Source organism: Paenibacillus sp. J22FR5 (genome assembly GCF_059691975.1).
On record NZ_JCAUAN010000016.1, the window covers coordinates 1 to 16,400 of the forward strand.

General features: G+C 37.7%; 16 protein-coding genes. 2 read left to right on the top strand and 14 right to left on the bottom strand.

The features are described from left to right. Window positions 1-236: 236 nt before the first annotated feature. The 4 genes from AC58P7_RS19570 to AC58P7_RS19585 form a co-directional block, all read right to left on the bottom strand. Window positions 237-923, bottom strand: coding sequence for a hypothetical protein (locus tag AC58P7_RS19570; protein ID WP_497345776.1), 687 nt, complete (start codon window positions 921-923; stop codon window positions 237-239). Between the two features lie 58 nt (window positions 924-981). Next, window positions 982-1,167: a response regulator gene (locus AC58P7_RS19575; protein WP_497345778.1), complete on the bottom strand. Its 186-nt coding sequence runs from the start codon at window positions 1,165-1,167 to the stop codon at window positions 982-984. 202 nt (window positions 1,168-1,369) lie between these two features. Further along, window positions 1,370-2,233, bottom strand: a complete 864-nt coding sequence (locus AC58P7_RS19580; protein WP_497345780.1) for a hypothetical protein — start codon at window positions 2,231-2,233, stop codon at window positions 1,370-1,372. Window positions 2,234-2,264: 31 nt separating this feature from the next. Next, window positions 2,265-2,858 carry a TetR/AcrR family transcriptional regulator gene (locus tag AC58P7_RS19585; RefSeq protein ID WP_497345782.1) on the bottom strand — a complete coding sequence of 198 codons (594 nt, stop codon included), beginning with the start codon at window positions 2,856-2,858 and terminating at the stop codon, window positions 2,265-2,267. A gap of 146 nt (window positions 2,859-3,004) precedes the next feature. Between AC58P7_RS19585 and AC58P7_RS19590 the strand changes: the two genes are divergently transcribed. Together AC58P7_RS19590 and AC58P7_RS19595 are read left to right on the top strand one after the other, a co-directional pair. Further along, window positions 3,005-3,205: a ribbon-helix-helix protein, CopG family gene (locus tag AC58P7_RS19590; protein WP_477503831.1), complete on the top strand. Its 201-nt coding sequence runs from the start codon at window positions 3,005-3,007 to the stop codon at window positions 3,203-3,205. A gap of 121 nt (window positions 3,206-3,326) precedes the next feature. After that, complete coding sequence (locus AC58P7_RS19595) at window positions 3,327-3,659, top strand: hypothetical protein (RefSeq protein ID WP_497345784.1); 333 nt, start codon at window positions 3,327-3,329, stop codon at window positions 3,657-3,659. A gap of 1,009 nt (window positions 3,660-4,668) precedes the next feature. Here the strand turns inward: AC58P7_RS19595 and AC58P7_RS19600 are convergent. The 10 genes from AC58P7_RS19600 to AC58P7_RS19645 all read right to left on the bottom strand — a co-directional run bounded on the left by AC58P7_RS19600 (window position 4,669) and on the right by AC58P7_RS19645 (window position 16,257). Beyond that, on the bottom strand, window positions 4,669-5,559 hold the full coding sequence (locus AC58P7_RS19600; RefSeq protein WP_497345786.1) for an ATP-binding protein: 891 nt from the start codon (window positions 5,557-5,559) through the stop codon (window positions 4,669-4,671). A 129-nt stretch (window positions 5,560-5,688) separates the two neighbouring features. Continuing rightward, window positions 5,689-7,656 (bottom strand): hypothetical protein, encoded by a 1,968-nt coding sequence (locus AC58P7_RS19605; RefSeq protein ID WP_497345787.1) that lies wholly within the window; start codon window positions 7,654-7,656, stop codon window positions 5,689-5,691. After that, window positions 7,649-8,284 (bottom strand): TnsA endonuclease N-terminal domain-containing protein, encoded by a 636-nt coding sequence (locus tag AC58P7_RS19610; protein WP_497345789.1) that lies wholly within the window; start codon window positions 8,282-8,284, stop codon window positions 7,649-7,651. The genes AC58P7_RS19605 and AC58P7_RS19610 overlap by 8 nt, the downstream gene beginning before the upstream one ends. 199 nt (window positions 8,285-8,483) lie before the next feature. Then, window positions 8,484-9,017, bottom strand: coding sequence for a phosphotransferase (locus AC58P7_RS19615; RefSeq protein ID WP_497345790.1), 534 nt, complete (start codon window positions 9,015-9,017; stop codon window positions 8,484-8,486). Between the two features lie 11 nt (window positions 9,018-9,028). Continuing rightward, entirely contained in the window at window positions 9,029-10,114 is a 1,086-nt protein-coding gene (locus AC58P7_RS19620) for a Gfo/Idh/MocA family protein (RefSeq protein ID WP_497345792.1), read from the bottom strand. Window positions 10,115-10,253: 139 nt separating this feature from the next. Continuing rightward, on the bottom strand, window positions 10,254-10,421 hold the full coding sequence (locus AC58P7_RS19625; RefSeq protein WP_497345794.1) for a hypothetical protein: 168 nt from the start codon (window positions 10,419-10,421) through the stop codon (window positions 10,254-10,256). 91 nt (window positions 10,422-10,512) lie between these two features. After that, on the bottom strand, window positions 10,513-11,517 hold the full coding sequence (locus AC58P7_RS19630; protein WP_497345796.1) for a Gfo/Idh/MocA family protein: 1,005 nt from the start codon (window positions 11,515-11,517) through the stop codon (window positions 10,513-10,515). A 147-nt stretch (window positions 11,518-11,664) separates the two neighbouring features. Next, window positions 11,665-12,633: an alpha-L-fucosidase gene (locus AC58P7_RS19635; RefSeq protein ID WP_497345798.1), complete on the bottom strand. Its 969-nt coding sequence runs from the start codon at window positions 12,631-12,633 to the stop codon at window positions 11,665-11,667. Window positions 12,634-12,812: 179 nt separating this feature from the next. Further along, entirely contained in the window at window positions 12,813-14,651 is a 1,839-nt protein-coding gene (locus AC58P7_RS19640) for a cache domain-containing sensor histidine kinase (protein WP_497345800.1), read from the bottom strand. Further along, window positions 14,638-16,257, bottom strand: coding sequence for a response regulator (locus tag AC58P7_RS19645; protein WP_497345802.1), 1,620 nt, complete (start codon window positions 16,255-16,257; stop codon window positions 14,638-14,640). Before AC58P7_RS19645 ends, AC58P7_RS19640 begins: the two co-directional genes overlap by 14 nt. Window positions 16,258-16,400 lie beyond the last annotated feature (143 nt).

The following is a 16,400-nucleotide window of genomic DNA, read 5'->3' on the forward strand; positions in this document are numbered from 1 at the left end:
GTATTGGCGTTGTTCTTTTAGGGACATGAAGCAACCTCCTGTTTTTCTTAGGATGCCATCATCTTCTCATGAATAGGGGGAGTTTGTAAGGTGTGGACGATTTGACGCTTACATTGATACCGTTCAGTAGTGCACTCATAATTTTCACGCTCCTTCCTCTTACTTGATATATCTTTTCTCTGAAATTGGGTGTTAAATTTGTTTCCAGCGTGCCTCTAAGTCATGTGAAATTCGACTCAGTGGTTCAAACAGTAAACAATTTTTGATAATAGTGATACACCCCTTTTTAACGAAAAGAAAAGCACCTCGCAGTTAGCGAAGCGCTTCTTCAAAATACTGACTAAGATTACTCCTCTTCGGGGGGGGAAGATAAAGCTCTTCTCTTCACCAGTGAGTTGGATTCTATTCTGAAGCTCCCCATACATAACGATAACGACTTTGTCCTTGAATTGCTTAGGACGCTTGAATTCGATCTTGAACTCTTCGGCACTCAAACCAGTAAGGTCAATAACTGCTCCATCTTTAGACTTGACTCGCATCTTCTTGATTAGCGTACCTTTTTCATCTGTAGAATCATTAGTAAGAGCGTAGATAATCACGTTTCGTCTACGAAGGAAAGGCACTACGATCAAGAGAAGAGGAAAATACTTATACGGAATATTATTCTTCTCAGGCTGAACCGGAATTGGTGTTGGAATCGGTGTAGACTCTGGCTTCTCGATTGGTTCAATGATGAAGTCGATGCGCTGCTTGGTAGCCTTCTCATTGAGCTCTAACCCCTGAATTGCCTCTGAAGCATCCTTTAGGGATGAGACTTTTTGAGCCGAATTCATATCGGCGTGATCCCTATAGACCATTACATCAATAATGATGTCTTGTCCATCACCAGTAAGCGATCCTGTCTTAAGAAGAACCGTAGCCATGCAAGTGGTTTCCCCCATAATATACGGTGCTAACCCAAAACCCTTAATATAGACTCTTTCACCCGCTCACCATGAAACGGCTTACAATAAAGTCTTTCGCGCGAGCAAGTACGGCTTCAATAACCAACGGTTTCTGCCCCACCGCTGAGCACATGATGATCTTTGCATCGGGAAAACTTTGCAGAATTTTCGTTAATGCCTGAACACCATCCATTTCTGGCATCGTGATATCAAGATGATGCAATAATACATCTCAATCGCTTCTAGTCTCGATGTTGCCTCACATACCACTTCAAATCCACTTTCCTTGATAACATCAACAATCATGACTTATATCATAGGCCGTTGCTCTCCTCGAGACTCAATACATCATACTTACATTCTATAGCCATCTCGTACTAATTCACATATTCTTCATATCCTTTTCCAGTGCCGCTAACACATAATCACATAATCCATAAATTCGTATCCCCTAGTAAATCAGTTGGTAGAAACCGATTTCTGCTTAGTTCTGACAGTCTATTTTGCCTTTTATGCAACCATGCATTTACTATTTCCTCCTTGCTTAATTCCATTAATGAAAAATGTACTTTAGCTCCACTTATTCTCCTATAGTTATTTATTTCCGGTAGATTCAAAAAACCTCTTGCAGCATATTCCTCTAATTTTTGAAAATCGGTCTTACAACTTCTTAGTAACACCCTTTCACCCATAAACTTAAGCACATCTTTAGGACAAAATAATTTATTTTCTTTGAATATGAAAGTGCCGAATTTGCTCTTTACATTTTTAGTTTCATTAGATTCAAATGAATTAGTTAAGTCTTGGATTAAATTAATCCATTGATCGGAGAGATAATCATTCAGTAGTTTCAGCTTTTTCCAACATTCTACCTTTTGCAAGGTACTCATTTGACTAAGGATAGAAGCATCTTCAATGATTAATGACTTTTTACTATATGCTAGATTATTGGGATAAAAATGAACATGCTTAGATATTTTTATTTTGGCTTTCTCATCCAGAAACCATATTTCTTCTGCTTCTAAGTTTTTCCCATCTACATACGAAACCATAGGTAAAATACCTAAATTGTATAGAAACTCATTGAGATTTTGATTATCGTATTCGTTTCGATTGACTTTCGCAAATTTACCTACAACACCATGTTCTGCCCAGACTTTTCGTTTAACATCTAAACATTCTAAATCATTACGTACTAAGCCTTTGATCAACTTGATCTTATTATCCGTATGCTTGAGTTTCTGATACTTCTCTTCTTCGATAAAGAGTTCTAATTGCAACAGGCTCATGGTATCCTCCTACAGAATAAATGGGGCATTTTTAATTTCCCCTATAATTTAAAGCATTTAATACGAACTTACTCGCCTCCTTTACTAATGAGTCATTATCTGTCCCTGGGTCCTGTAGTATCAAATCAAAAAAGTCCCAGTGTTTAAACATTAGAATTGAGCTAATTACGAAAGTTAAAGTAATGTCAATCGAGTCAAACATAAACAGACCACATTCTTTCCCCAGAGCCAGTAAATCACGTAACTCTTTCCATATGGGGATGATTATCCACTTAACAAGCTCATTCTGAGGAGCAAGGCACAAAATAAGTTGTTGCATTACTATAACTAAATCGGGATCTTTAATTCTAAGAGAAGTAATATCATAAATAATCTGCCTAATTCTCTTTACAGGATCGTTTAATTCCTCAATAGAATTTGATGCACTTACTAAAGGCATGAATGTCTGAAATATTGCAGACAAAACGTTTTCTTTTCCACGAAAATGATAGGATACCATCATCATATTTACCCCTGCTTCTTCGCAGATTTGACGTACAGTTGTTTTCTCATATCCTTGGATAGCAAAGAGTTTTTTGGCAGCTGTTAGTATATTCATTTTCGCTTGTAAATTAGCTTGATTCATAAGATGTTACCTCCGTATGACGGTTAAAAAGAATTTAATATAAACATTTTTACCACAATCGTAATAATGTAATCATTATTGAACACAAATTGTGTTATTTTTTTATGTACTCATTTACTTCTATACTGTTGGTAGAGGTGAATAATATGAGTGAAGATGACTTTATCATTACACCAAAAGAAGATAAATCAGTTACGATTACTATAAGAGTAGATAGAGCCTTACAAGAAAAGTTTGATCATCTTTCTAAAATTAGTAACCGTTCAAGAAATGAGTTAATTAACTTAGCTCTTGAATATGCGATGAAAAATGCAAAGTTTATTAAAACGACTCACGAAAAAAGATGACAACAAGCCGGAAATGGCTGTTGTCATCTTTTTTAATTACATTTTGTGTTCATTTTTGAATTTATTTTATCAAACGTGGTAATACATGCTAATAGCTAAATAAACATAAGGAGACCTGTCTATGATTATTTTTAATGATTCTGATTCAATCGCCCTGGTTACATCGCACGGGATTAATTTTAAAGGTTCTGCATTTTCCTGCTCATCAGCCATCTCACAACAGTGGTTTTCTCCAGACAGTCCTTACTACTTATTAAGAATACCTGCTGTCTATTCTGACATTACAGAAACCCTTACCCTACTTTTAGATTCTGGGGACGTCGTGTCTACCTCAAAACTAACAAATTTAAACTTTGCATCTGAAATAGAATTGAATAATTATTATCAAAAAATTAATCAACTTAAATCAGAGTTCAAGGCAGCGAAACAACTAAATAATAAAAAGCGGAGTTGAGTTTTTGAAAAACATAACGTGGAATCGTGCATGGATAAACCCGTTTGAGTCTGGGTGGTCAATCATTGAAAAGATTAAGTATGCAAATGTCATTACCTCCCGAGATTTATTATTAGAATTCGGTACTTATTCAGTAAAAAGTTTAAGTAGCAGCATACTCGGGAAGCAGCATCGAGGTCTGGTGGAATTAGAGGGATTTAATCGCGTGTTACTTGCAAATTCATTAGGTGTTGACATTCATGATCATACTGAGCGTTTTCTAAAAAAGATTAGCATGTTTTCACTCAAAACGGACTCCATCTGTCTTCTACGAAATGAATTCACCTATTGTGAAAAGTGTTTGAGTTTTGGATACCACAGTCTATTACATCAGTTTTGTTTCTTAAATCAGTGTCCTTATCATTTGTGTGAATTAAGTCATACTTGTAGCAATTGTGGCAAATCACTAAATTTCGAACTATGGAATCAACCTAGAGCAGGTGGTTTTATTTGTAATTGCACAAAAAAAATAATAGATTATAATTTTTCATCCTTTACTGAATGGAACTTTAATCTACCAATAAAAAATGATTTGTTGCTAGAGTGGTTAAACACAGATTTTTCTGTATCATCTAAACTTACAAGCACGTATTTATACCTTCCAGCGCTAGTAAACAAACCACACGCCATGAAATTTCTTTTGGAATTTCATAAGTCCACCATTAATTGAATTTAAGCTATAGAGCCTCCTGAAGCGTCAAAATTGCAGATAAAAAGTTCTATTAATAGAGAGAATCGTTGTGTATTATCGGGTCATCTATGAGGGGTTCATCAGGCTCCTAGAATACCCTTTTTCGATTATCTTTCATGAAGATTTTTAAATTCACCCCATTCTGCACGTCACTAATTGATGTTAATTTAACTAATTCAGGATGCGTTAATAGTCTTATTAATATAGATTTTACTATAAATACAAAAAACACCTTACTATTAGTCGTAAGGCGCTTCCCTTGAATCAAGAACATCCTATCTATTTACTTGATACAATAAATGATATTTCTGACTCTATATACCTTGATTTCTTTATACATTCAATCCATGTATCCTGATCGATCCACCCTTTCTTTTTACCATCCATTCCAAACTTAGTTAATGCGTACTTAATCGTATTAGTTAGATATTGCATAGGTATTTCAAGCTGTCCACCAATCTTTTTCTCTTGACGCAAAATTACAAATGCTTCATATAGTTCCGTCGCACATTGTTCTAGTCTTTTTCCATCAGCATAAGCAAAAGGATAGTAATACCGAGTGTATGACCACCCACTGTTCAAAGGATATTCAATCGTATCATATCCTTTAAGACAAGTTGTAATGTCCGCAATAGTTCTTACACCGAGGAATTCGTAGTCATTTACCATAAACCTACCAACAACTTGATGTTTTCCTTCAGCTACGTAAAGTCCTTTCTGGTGCTTAAGTTCTGGTTGACCAACTAATACCACGGTTAATTTTATTTGATATCTTTCAAGCCAATTATATACATCAATGAGCCAATTATAGTTATATTCATAAAGACATTGTGCTTCATCAATAAACATCACAATCATTTTATATTTCGAATTCTCACCTTTTTCTAATAAGAATCTAGTAAGCCGGTCAAACTTTTGATTTTTTTTACCGCTGTGTGGAAAGCCATGTCCTACTCCTTCTAGTAATAATTCATAAAAGACCTCTTCATTTGGATTTTTTTTATGTCTCCCAGGAATCTTGAAAACAGGTAATTCATCTCCGTATTTTAAAGGTAGTGTTTGTGTTAAAAAATCGATTGCGCGACTTTTCCCTAGTCTTTGACGCCCATGAATAATTCCCCCCGGGGTTCTATCTTCAATCCATTCTCCGACTTCTAAATACATATTCATTATCTCATTCGTGGGTACGAGATATCTGTCTAACTCCAAGGGGTGTGTACCTCTTGATATAATTGGTCTACTTAGATAATCATTATTATTAGCGTTGCTAGACGAATCCAAATTAATTACACCTCACATTTATAAAGAAATTGGTTTAAATATAGCTTTTATGTCTGCTGGTATTTCGAAATTTCTTCTTGTATATTCGGATCTGTTTTCGTGAGGTGGACTTATTGATGTGGAGCTGTTTAAGCCCTCAGTATCATCATTAGAAATTGCTACTTCTTGACTTTGCTGGCTTTGTGCTTGCTGGTAGCGTTGCTCATGTGCAAGTTTATTCTTATCAGCCTTACTATCACTACTGCCTAGGTAATCGTAATAAGCTTGAACAAAATCCTCTTTATTAAGAAAGTATTCGTCCTTACGCCTTCTCATTTTATTTATCGCTTTTCTAGTTTCCAATGAATGAGGTGTCATTGCCCATTTTCCCGATACACGTAAATATCCAAGCTCATTTCCATTTGGATGAAAAGCTTTAATCGTCCGAATATCCATTAAATTAATGTATATTGTCAGCTTTTTCCCAATTAAGCTAGCATTATTTGATAATAAATCATTTCTGTATTGGGCACCTTCAAAATTAATGAATGGTCTTTTACCCTGCGATGTATTTCCCTTTACAACACATGTAGTACTGATTGTCAGTAACCCTAATTCTTGTCTACGATGCTCAGGTAGAATTCTTGGGATGAACCCTCTCGCAATTTTGTCACGCATTGCTTCAAGAGGGGATAAATATGATACACCGGAATGAGGTTCGTTGTTATATTGTGCCAGCATGACTTCAGTTAATTCTTCTAAATGCTCAATACTAATTTCACTTTTCAGAGCTCTCTTTTCAGCATTTTTCCTCCTAGGATCGTTTGGATTACTACCTGTTGTAGATGGCATTAGGTGGTAACCATTCTCTTCTAGAATTCCAAAAAACCTCTCAATAAAGCTCCTTCTAAGCGGAGATCTAACTTGACCCGCATTCATAAAACATCCAATGGTTTTAGTCAGTTTATCCTTTACATTAGTTGCTAAGTTTGCCTTAGCATTATCCAGCCAGAATTCTCTCCATACAGCCCATTGAGCCTCTGGAATACATGATGAGGGAAATGCTCCCTCTTTTGGATATTGCAACCCAGGAATAGTGAAAGCCCTTGGCTGATGAGGATAAATCGCATTTTGCATGCATTGTAAGACATCCATTTGTGAATACTCTGGCTTCACACACAGCAAATGCCCTAGCACAGTCCTAGTCGGTATTTCTAAAATGACAAGTAGCCAAATTCTTTTCAGTGTCTTTCTAACCCAGTTACCATCAGGATCTGTATAGCGTATCGTTACGATTAAATCTATTTTATGTCCATCAAACTGAACACGATTATACGGTCTAAAATTAATTGGATAATTCTTTTCACCTTTCCCGACAGTCCTTGCAATCATAGCAGCGGTTTCTCCATGAATATGTGCATTCCCGAAATGGCGTTCTTTCAGATTTTTCACATATCTCTCTAAGGATCTTCTTCCGCGATCTTCTGTATTCCGTGGGTACTGGTCGGCAGTAATATTCAGTTCTTTACACTTATCTATCATTCTCCTATGTATGTCTTTAACCCTGTAGGTGGGTTGTAATGAATCTTTATTAGTTCCTAAAGCTAAATCCGTAATGAGGAACTTTAGCTCTTCATATCTTTCAAGTAAAAGTTGAAATGCACCAGAATAGTTCGATTTTTTACCTTTTGGGAGTTGCTCACGTTCATATTTTTTCACATGAAAGCTGGGGTTTAGAGCTCTAAATCCCTGGACATCTCCATATGGATCAGATTCCAGACATCTATTTACAAATCGCAAAATTTCTTTTGTCTCAATACCTGTAGCAATTGAAATCTCGCGAACTGGTGTCTCACCTTGAACATACATCTCAACGGCCAATTTTCTTCTTTCGTACCTATCTTTATCTGAATCAGTGAAGTTACTAGTATCCACGATAGGCCAATCTGCTAAATTAAGACTCGAGTAATCTATACCTAACTTTTCAAATAAGATTTTTCTACCCATTGATCCTGACCTCCGTTTCAAGGCCTAGGTGTTGTTTTTCAATGTCCGCTTCAATTTCACCGGAGTAGATTAAGCAGCTGATAGCCTCATATATACGCGGCAATGATACAGTAAGCAATTTATGTAATTCAGCTACGGTGCTCTTACCCTGCTTGAGTTGTTCTTTAATTTTAAACTGATCTATTTCCACCGGGGTATTACTATTAAGAACATAAGGAATAATTTCTTTTAAGTTTTCTAGATATATCAAGTTTTTGCGAATATCCTTTTCTGTCCGTACTATATGTTCCTTTCCGTTCACATCACACCATTTTTTCTGAATTGTGATTTGTTTCTTTACTTCCTCCTTCTCCAGGTCATTATCGTATTTAATTTCAATATATAAATCAGAACCATCCTTTCGTTTTGCCCACATATCAAAGATTGATGTTACTTCTTCCCCTTCAACACTTGCTTCGCATGGTTGCTCACAAAATGTTTCAATCGAGGGATCCGTTTCAATTAAGATCCATTGATCTAACTCCAGATCACTAAATAAATTTACCTCTCTATTTAATTTGGGACTAAACACAAGCCAGTGATTATTTCCATATCTGCCTGTTCGTTTCTTTATTAATGGTGTATACAAAAAAATTCCCTCCTTCGGAATAGATTATTAACCATTTTGTTCAGTTTTCATTACTTTTAAACTACCATTGCTTATTTTGTAGGGATTTTCTTGTCGCTAGCACGTTTTGTAGGGATATTCTTGTCGCAAAAAAAACGACAAGAATATCCCTACAAAAGCAAAAAAACCTTGATTTAACAAGGTTTCGTTGTAGGTACTTTCATGTCGTTAGACTAATAATAATAGAGTCTAACGACAAGAAAATACCCTCATTAGCGACATGAACATCCCTCAAATATGAGCAGACATTCAAGGAAAAAAGCCTAAAAAGAAAACACCTTACGATAGTTAATCGTAAGGTGGCTCTTTCCAAAAAAGCATGAGCAGCTTCATTATAAAGTTCATCAAACCTTAATGAACAAGATAGGATTGCCCCTGAAATATCAAACTCCGGATAAATGTAATGGTGTCTGTCAAAATCTAATATTGCAGAAAGTTCGTGCTCAGAAAACAACAAATTATCAACCCATAGATCCCAATGAACCCATCCTTGATCACAGCTAGAGAAGAATGAAAGATCAATATTATCAATAATTCGTCTCTGTTTTTCTAAGGCTCCAATATAATAGCTTGAGTTGTTCTTGATTGCTTCTTCCCATCGTCGATTCCAGCTATCCATCATTTCTTCTTTAGTTGGAACATTCCAATGAAGTACCTGATTAGTATTACTTTTTGAGTTAAGAATTAAATGCATCTTCCCTAAGATTAACTGTTTAAATAGACTGTTTTGCCTGATCGGGCTGATTCATAAATTGCTTCCAAAATCTCAGTGACAACAAGAGCTTGTTCAGCTGTTACAACAACTTCTGAGTCGTTCAGAATGGCATTAATCCAGGCTGCACATTCCACATCGATATCTCGTTCCGATGTGCCGTCATAAAACGCTACGCCACCAGCAGAGAAGTCAATTTCCTTTACGAACAAGCGGCTGTTTGTCTCGCCATTAATACGAAGGACATTCTTCATATCCGCTCCGCCTTCTGTACCACAGAGCGTACATTTTGCTTCATCGATGTCAAGCGTATTAAGAGCCCAGCTTGCTTCCAGTGTAATGGTCGCGCCATTCTCCATCTTAATGAAACCTACAGCAGAATCCTCTACCGTAAATTTAGAAGGATCCCATGGACCCCATGCGTTAGCGGCATTTTCTTTCGACCCAAGCTTATGAAATACAGAGCCTGTCACCGATACAGGCTTGTAATTATCCATCATCCAAAGCGTTAGGTCAAGTGCGTGTGTACCGATATCAATAAGCGGACCACCGCCTTGTTTCTCTTCGTCAAGGAATACGCCCCATGTTGGTACCGCACGACGGCGAAGGGCATGAGCACGAGCGTAATAAATTTCGCCTAATTCACCTTGCTCACAAACCTTTTTTAGATATTGGCTATCCGGACGGAAGCGGTTATTGTAACCAACTGTAAGTTTTTTACCGGTGCGCTTGGCAGCATTCAGCATCGCTCTGGCTTCAGCTGCGGTCTTAGCCATTGGCTTTTCACACATCACATGCTTGCCGGCTTCAAGAGAATCTATTGTAATAAAAGAATGCGAGTCATTCGGTGTTAACACATGTACAACATCAATCGATGGGTCAGCAATCAATTCGCGGTAATCCGCGTATACTTTCGAACCTTCCACGCCGTATTTCTGCTGTGCTTCAATAGCACGATCTACTACCAGGTCACAAAAAGCAACAATTTCAACGTTTTTGTTATTGCTGAGTGCCGGGAGATGCTTGCCGTTGGCGATTCCACCGCAGCCAATGATACCAACTTTTAATAACTTACTCATGTCCATCCTCCGTGTAAATATAATTGGTTTATTTTAAATTTAGCTTTAACAGTCTCATTAACTACAATTAATCTAGAAGTATAATCTCAACTTCACGTTTCAGATCCGCCGAACGAAGTACTCCGTCGATGATCGCTTGCTAGATGAGTATTTGTTCCCCTGGAATCGGTTCAAAAAGTTTCGCACGTCCAGGGATGATATCTGCTACAGCTACAATATCCACATAAGGCAATTTTTTATAAGCGGAGACATGTGCACGTGCGATTCCCCCGGTACCAATAATTCCGATTTTAACTCTGTCGCTCATATGTCAGATTCATCTCAGAAAAGGCTACCGTCTTGTATGCCATCTCTCCAAATTTTATACGGTAAGTCGATTTATTAAGCCTATTCTTTGCCTAAACGTTTGCAATTTTTGTTTTCAATTCATCCAATCGAATAACTCGAGATTCAGTGTTTGACCTATTCGCAGCTTCAACTAAACGGGTAAGATCCGTAGCGAGTAAGATATTCTCGGATGCCTCGATTACTTGCAAGATGTGCTCTACCCATTGAGAGAAAGATCTTGGCGAATCGCTCCCCAACTCAATATCCTGCCATCCTTCGCGTAGGAGATTACTACGGACTTTAATCGTTTCTTCAGGGTATCCGTATAGTAATGTTCCTTCAGTCCCATGTAGTTCAATTACAAAAGGAGAATGAGAAGTCACAAACCCTGTTTCTACGATACCGATAGCCCCATTTTCGTACTTGAAAGTAACTACCGCATTATCTTCTACTTCTTTGCTTGTAACATAGCCATAGCTTGCACTAACGCTAACTGGCATTCCCAGAAAACGGCGAACCAGGTAAATTGGATGGCAACCTAAGTCGATTAGTGCTCCACCTGCTGCTTGATTTAATGAATAGAAGTGCTCCGGCAACCAATTTTCTGTGGATCCATTATGCGCTAGACGAACACGTGCCAATGTCAATTGGCCAAGGATACCTTCTTGGATTACTTTCAAAATAGAACTGGTATATCCATCGTACAGACGTGGTAACGAGACGGTAAGCTTTACACCTGCTTCATTAACAGCAGCAAGGATTTCCTGTACTTCTTCATAAGTCGGCGCGACTACTTTTTCGGTGAAAATATGTTTACCCGCTTTAGCAGCTTTTACGATAACTTCCCTGTGCATTGTAGTTGGAGCATCGACAACAACTGCATCTATATCCGTACGAGCTAATAACTCATCCAAAGAGCTCACATAAGGAACCCCGTACTTAATAGCTTTCTCAGCACCTCTATCTGGATTTTCATCCCAGATCGCCACTAATTCCGTATTTGGATTTATTAATACTTCACGAGTATAATCATCCGCATGGACATGCCAAAAACTTAATTTCCCAACTCTAATCATTTAAAATCTCTCCCTGTTAATATTTGTCTTATCCCAAAATGGAAACAATTCTGAAGGCATTCGTGCCCGTAGTACTAGGCAAAATAATAAGTATTGTGAATATTCAGAACAATCACAATACGATAAACGTTGTAAGTGATTATCCTATTATCTATATAGCCAATTTTCAGGAATTGTCGTGAGATCTGCAGGTTGCTGATAACGCTCACCAATTTCTTTAAAGCGACTCAGCACATTCTCATCCAATAAACCTAGCTGATTAGGTGCCCCATTTAATAAAAACGTAACATTGTGTTTGTTTGCATCAGTTACTTTATCCAGTACCCAGTCAGCTGTTTTAAGTTCCAATGTGGTATCAGTCGTTCTCCAAAACCAAGTTTTTGTTAAGATATTGCAACTTGCTCCTGGACCTGTAAATGAATCCTCGATTTCTTGGCCGGCAGCATTTTCATAAAAAACGATATCCGTATGATTCAGATTGGATTCACAACTAATATTCATCAATAGGCAGTTCGGTTGTAATTGTTTTACCCAAGCATCGATTTCTTCGAATGGCAAGAATTCATAATAAGGGCCACCCCAATGCGCGTTCCAACCGTCAATGATCAAAAACTGAATTTCACCATAACCGGTTAATAATTCTTCCAATTGGTTTTTAATAAACTGCTTGTCCTCTAGTGTACATTTTTTTCTACCGATTTTATGGTGAATATCTAACATTGAGAAATAAAGTCCTGCTGCAATTCCTTCATTTCTGAATGCTTCAAGATATTCCTTCACGACATCACGTTTGTTAGATGCATTTGCGACCGAGTGATCCGTATATCGGGTAGGCCACAAACTAAACCCTTCATGATGTTTAGCAGTTAAAGCAGCGAATTTCATTCCTGCAGATTTAGCTGCTCGTGCCCATTGTGTGCAATCCAACTGTTCTGGGTTCCAGTCTTTTGGATTGAAAACGAATCTACGAGGTTCATTATTATTTTCATGCCCGTTTTCCCAATCTTCAATTTCTGAATCGGCGAATTGAAACGTAGCGCTATTGAAATGAATGAACATTCCTAATCTTTGATTAACAAACCATTGCTGACTTTGTACTAATTTTTCGTTACTCATTTTTACCTCCCATAATTAAAGGGTTTGAATAACCCATTCACAGTTAGATTTTTTTCGTGATCATTATTAGAATACTTATCACTCATGTGACTGCTAATCTATTACGCCGCGCAATTTCCCACTACTCACACAAATGGCCAGATCCATTTAGTCACCTAAATCGGTACCTGTAACTTGTGCTATTGAATTGCTGGCACCCGAATTCCGACGACGGTTCCACCATCTACCCAGCTATCAATAGTTAAACCATAAGTTTCACCATACTGCATTCGTATTCTTCGATTTACATTGGCCAATCCAATGCTCGCATCTTTGGAGGACTGAGGTGTGTTAACATCCGCATTCAGATACTCTCTTATCGTGTTCAATCGTTCAGCAGTAACGCCTGTCCCGTTATCAGATACGGTTATGACAATACTTTCTTCGGCTCTAAAAGCCATAACTGAAATCATCCCATGGTAATTTTTTGAGTTCATCCCATGAATGAATGCGTTTTCTACGATTGGTTGGAGAATAAATCGAATTATCTTATAATCCCTTAGTTCTTCAGGGATTATTATCGAAACTTGGACGCCTTCTCCGTAACGGGCATTCATTATTTTTAGATAATTTTCGATATACGAGATTTCTTCTTGAATCGTCATCATAAGGGATCTATCTTTATAAATTGTTCGAAGCATCTTGCCGAGTGTTGTAATGCCATCCACTATACTTAATTCATTGCGGACCATAGCGACCCACTTGATTGTATTAAGTGCATTATAGAGAAAATGGGGATTAATTTGACTTTGGAGCGCTTCTATCTCCAGTTTTCTTTTATCCTCTTCGATGACTTTATTTTTTTCAATCAGTTCCTCGATACTGAGGGACATATTATTGAACCGCTTTCCGATCATGCCGAGTTCTGATCTCGGCGTCTCATCGAGTAAGATGCCAACATGCCCTTTCTCCATCTTGTGCATGGCATTAACCAAATGATTAAGAGGCCTAGTTATTCGGTAAATCCAATAATAAGAAAAAACAAATGCGAGGATAATGCTTAGAGTCACCACAACAATTATTAACTTCCGCAAAGTCAAAATATTACGAATAAATTCCGTTTCCGGTGTTTCGTTTACAAGAGTCCACCCAGTCTTAGCAATTTGGTAATAAGTAACTTCTTGTGAGCGGCCTCCTATTTTCGTTGTGAAACTACCATACTGCCTTGAACGATCGATCTGTTCAGCCAGCGATGATCTAGAACCAATCATGTCGGGGTCGGAATGAGAGATGCGATTTCCGGAAACATCTATTAAATAAGAACTACTCTTCCAAGCGTCCCCCTCACTTCCATTGTATATGGAAACGAAGTCCGATTGCTTGACATTAAATACAAGTACCGCTGTTTGGTTCACGCTTCCGAGAACTGTGACCTTACGAACGACAGTCATAAAGGGCACTGGTTTCTCATTCGAATAAGTTCTTTCTGTTAAACCAAACAAAGAAGAATTCGTTTGTCCATCCCAGAGAAAACCAAATGATTTTTGATTAATCTTTTCATAGAGAGAAGATGAATAAAATGGGCTTTCTTCTTTCGCCTCAGCACTATACCAGCTACCTAACGCAGAGTCATTTATAGCTTCTCCGTTTGGTGTATAGATAGCAATTGAATGAATATAAGGAAAGGTGGTCAATATCGAATTCATGGTCTTAATGACTTCTTGAGCTGTATTTAATCTGGTTATCTCATCTTCTATTTTTGGTTGTCCAATAAACCCTTGAACATCTGTGTTAATAGCCAGTAAACCAGCAATTTGCTCCAATTGATTACGAAAATTATGAATATTGTAATCAGATTGACTAAACTGGCGTGTAACCATTTCCTCAGATTGTTTCTTTAGGATGGAAAGTACGCTGTTATAGAATAGGCCAGAAAATACGATCACGATCACGAACGTCATTGCCAAGAAGGAAACAATGAGTTGAGTCTTCAAACGGACGGTAAAGTTATGGTTATTAATAATTTTAAAAATGTTCATGTGTACCCGCCACATCGTCCATCACTCTCTTCTTCCGGAATTCGAGTGGGGAAACTCCTGTTGTTTTCTTGAAAATTCTGCTGAAGTAGACGCTGTCTTGCACACCGACATTTTCAGCAATTTCATATGTTTTAAGCGTCGTGTTCCTAAGCAGTTCCTTTGCTTTTTCCATCCTGTAATCCGTAAGGTATTCAATTAAGTTCCGGCCCATTTCCTTCTTAAAAAGAAAACTAAAGTAGTTAGGACTTAACCTGACATGTTCGGAAATTTCTTTTAGCGAAATATCTTGGTCATAGCGTTCCCGTATAAATTGTAAACCGTTGGCTACATCCTTACTCACTGATTTCATCATACCCTTATCTTTTGCTAGTTCCTCGAGCAGGGTTTCCCATGCGTCTAACGAATCGCGTATAGAAGAACTTGCTTCTATTCTCTCGCCTGCCGATAACTCAAGTAAGGTTGAGCGATCATCAGGTAGTTCCAAATAGGCAATTGCCCAATCCAAAAGATCAATAAATAATCGTTTCCAGCTTCGTCCGTCGGGTAACGGCAATTCAGATCGTTTCTGGACTTCTAGCTTTAAGTCTTGGAGATAAGGCTCTCCCAAACTCCCCCAAGCTGAGCAGCTAGCAAGCAATTCCTTTTTCCATTTGACCTCAGAACTTTTTATGCGTGCATCGGTAAGAAATACGATTGAAACTTCTGAAAAATATCTAGCCTCCATACCGACATTACACTCATGATATAATTTTTTTAACGATTGGAACCCTTGTCCTCCGGATTTCACACAAATGGAAACTGGAACATAGAAATAGGTATTCATCGCTTTACGTATGTTCTCAAACAGGTCGTTTAATTTCGTACGTATTTCAAAATCTTCGAGTTGGGGCTCAAAAGAGAACACCATCAAGTAACGATTATCGTGATCATGAAATGCTTCACCGATGTTGTGATTTCCTAAAATCTCATTTAGAACGTTTAAAATCGTAAAATGGATGAGCTCCCCTCTTTCGTCGTTAAAGCGTTGGGAAAGGCGGGAATATTGACTCGTTTCCATAATAGCCATCGTCATTTTGCCCGAAACTATGCGGGAGTTCATTTGCATAAGAAGAATTTCAAGCTCTGAAACGGAATAAACACCGTAGAATAAGAAATCCATAAAAAGTTTTTCTTTCAACTTTTGCTGATTCATTTGATGGTTTAACGAAACGGGTACAGACCGTTTGCGATTTTTCAATTCTTCCTGAATGGAAGCTAGAATGGCCTCGATCTCTTCAAGCGACATCGTTAATTTCAATATATACCCAGAGACTTTAAGGTTCGCTGCTTTTCGAGCGTATTCAAACTCCTCAATACAGGAAAGAATTAAAATTTTCGTATCCGGATCATTTTTTCTAATGATGGAAATGAGCTCCATTCCATCCATAACTGGCATTTTAATATCAGTAATAATCAGATCTGGTTTTTCTTGCTCATAAACGGCCAATGCTTCTTTCCCGTTGGATACGTCCGCAATAACTTCCATCTCATACTTGCTCCATTTTATGGAGTTTTTTAGTCCGACGCGGACGAGCATTTCGTCTTCAACGATTATTACTCTGAACATGTAGCACCTCAAATCGAAGAGAAGTATCCTTAGGATTTAAGAATAACAGAGCCGCATAGCTCAATCAATAAGGGTACAAGACTCAGATCCGCCAAGAAACAGCGAACCAGAATCTTGTACCAAATCTAAGAAGTAGAAATTAA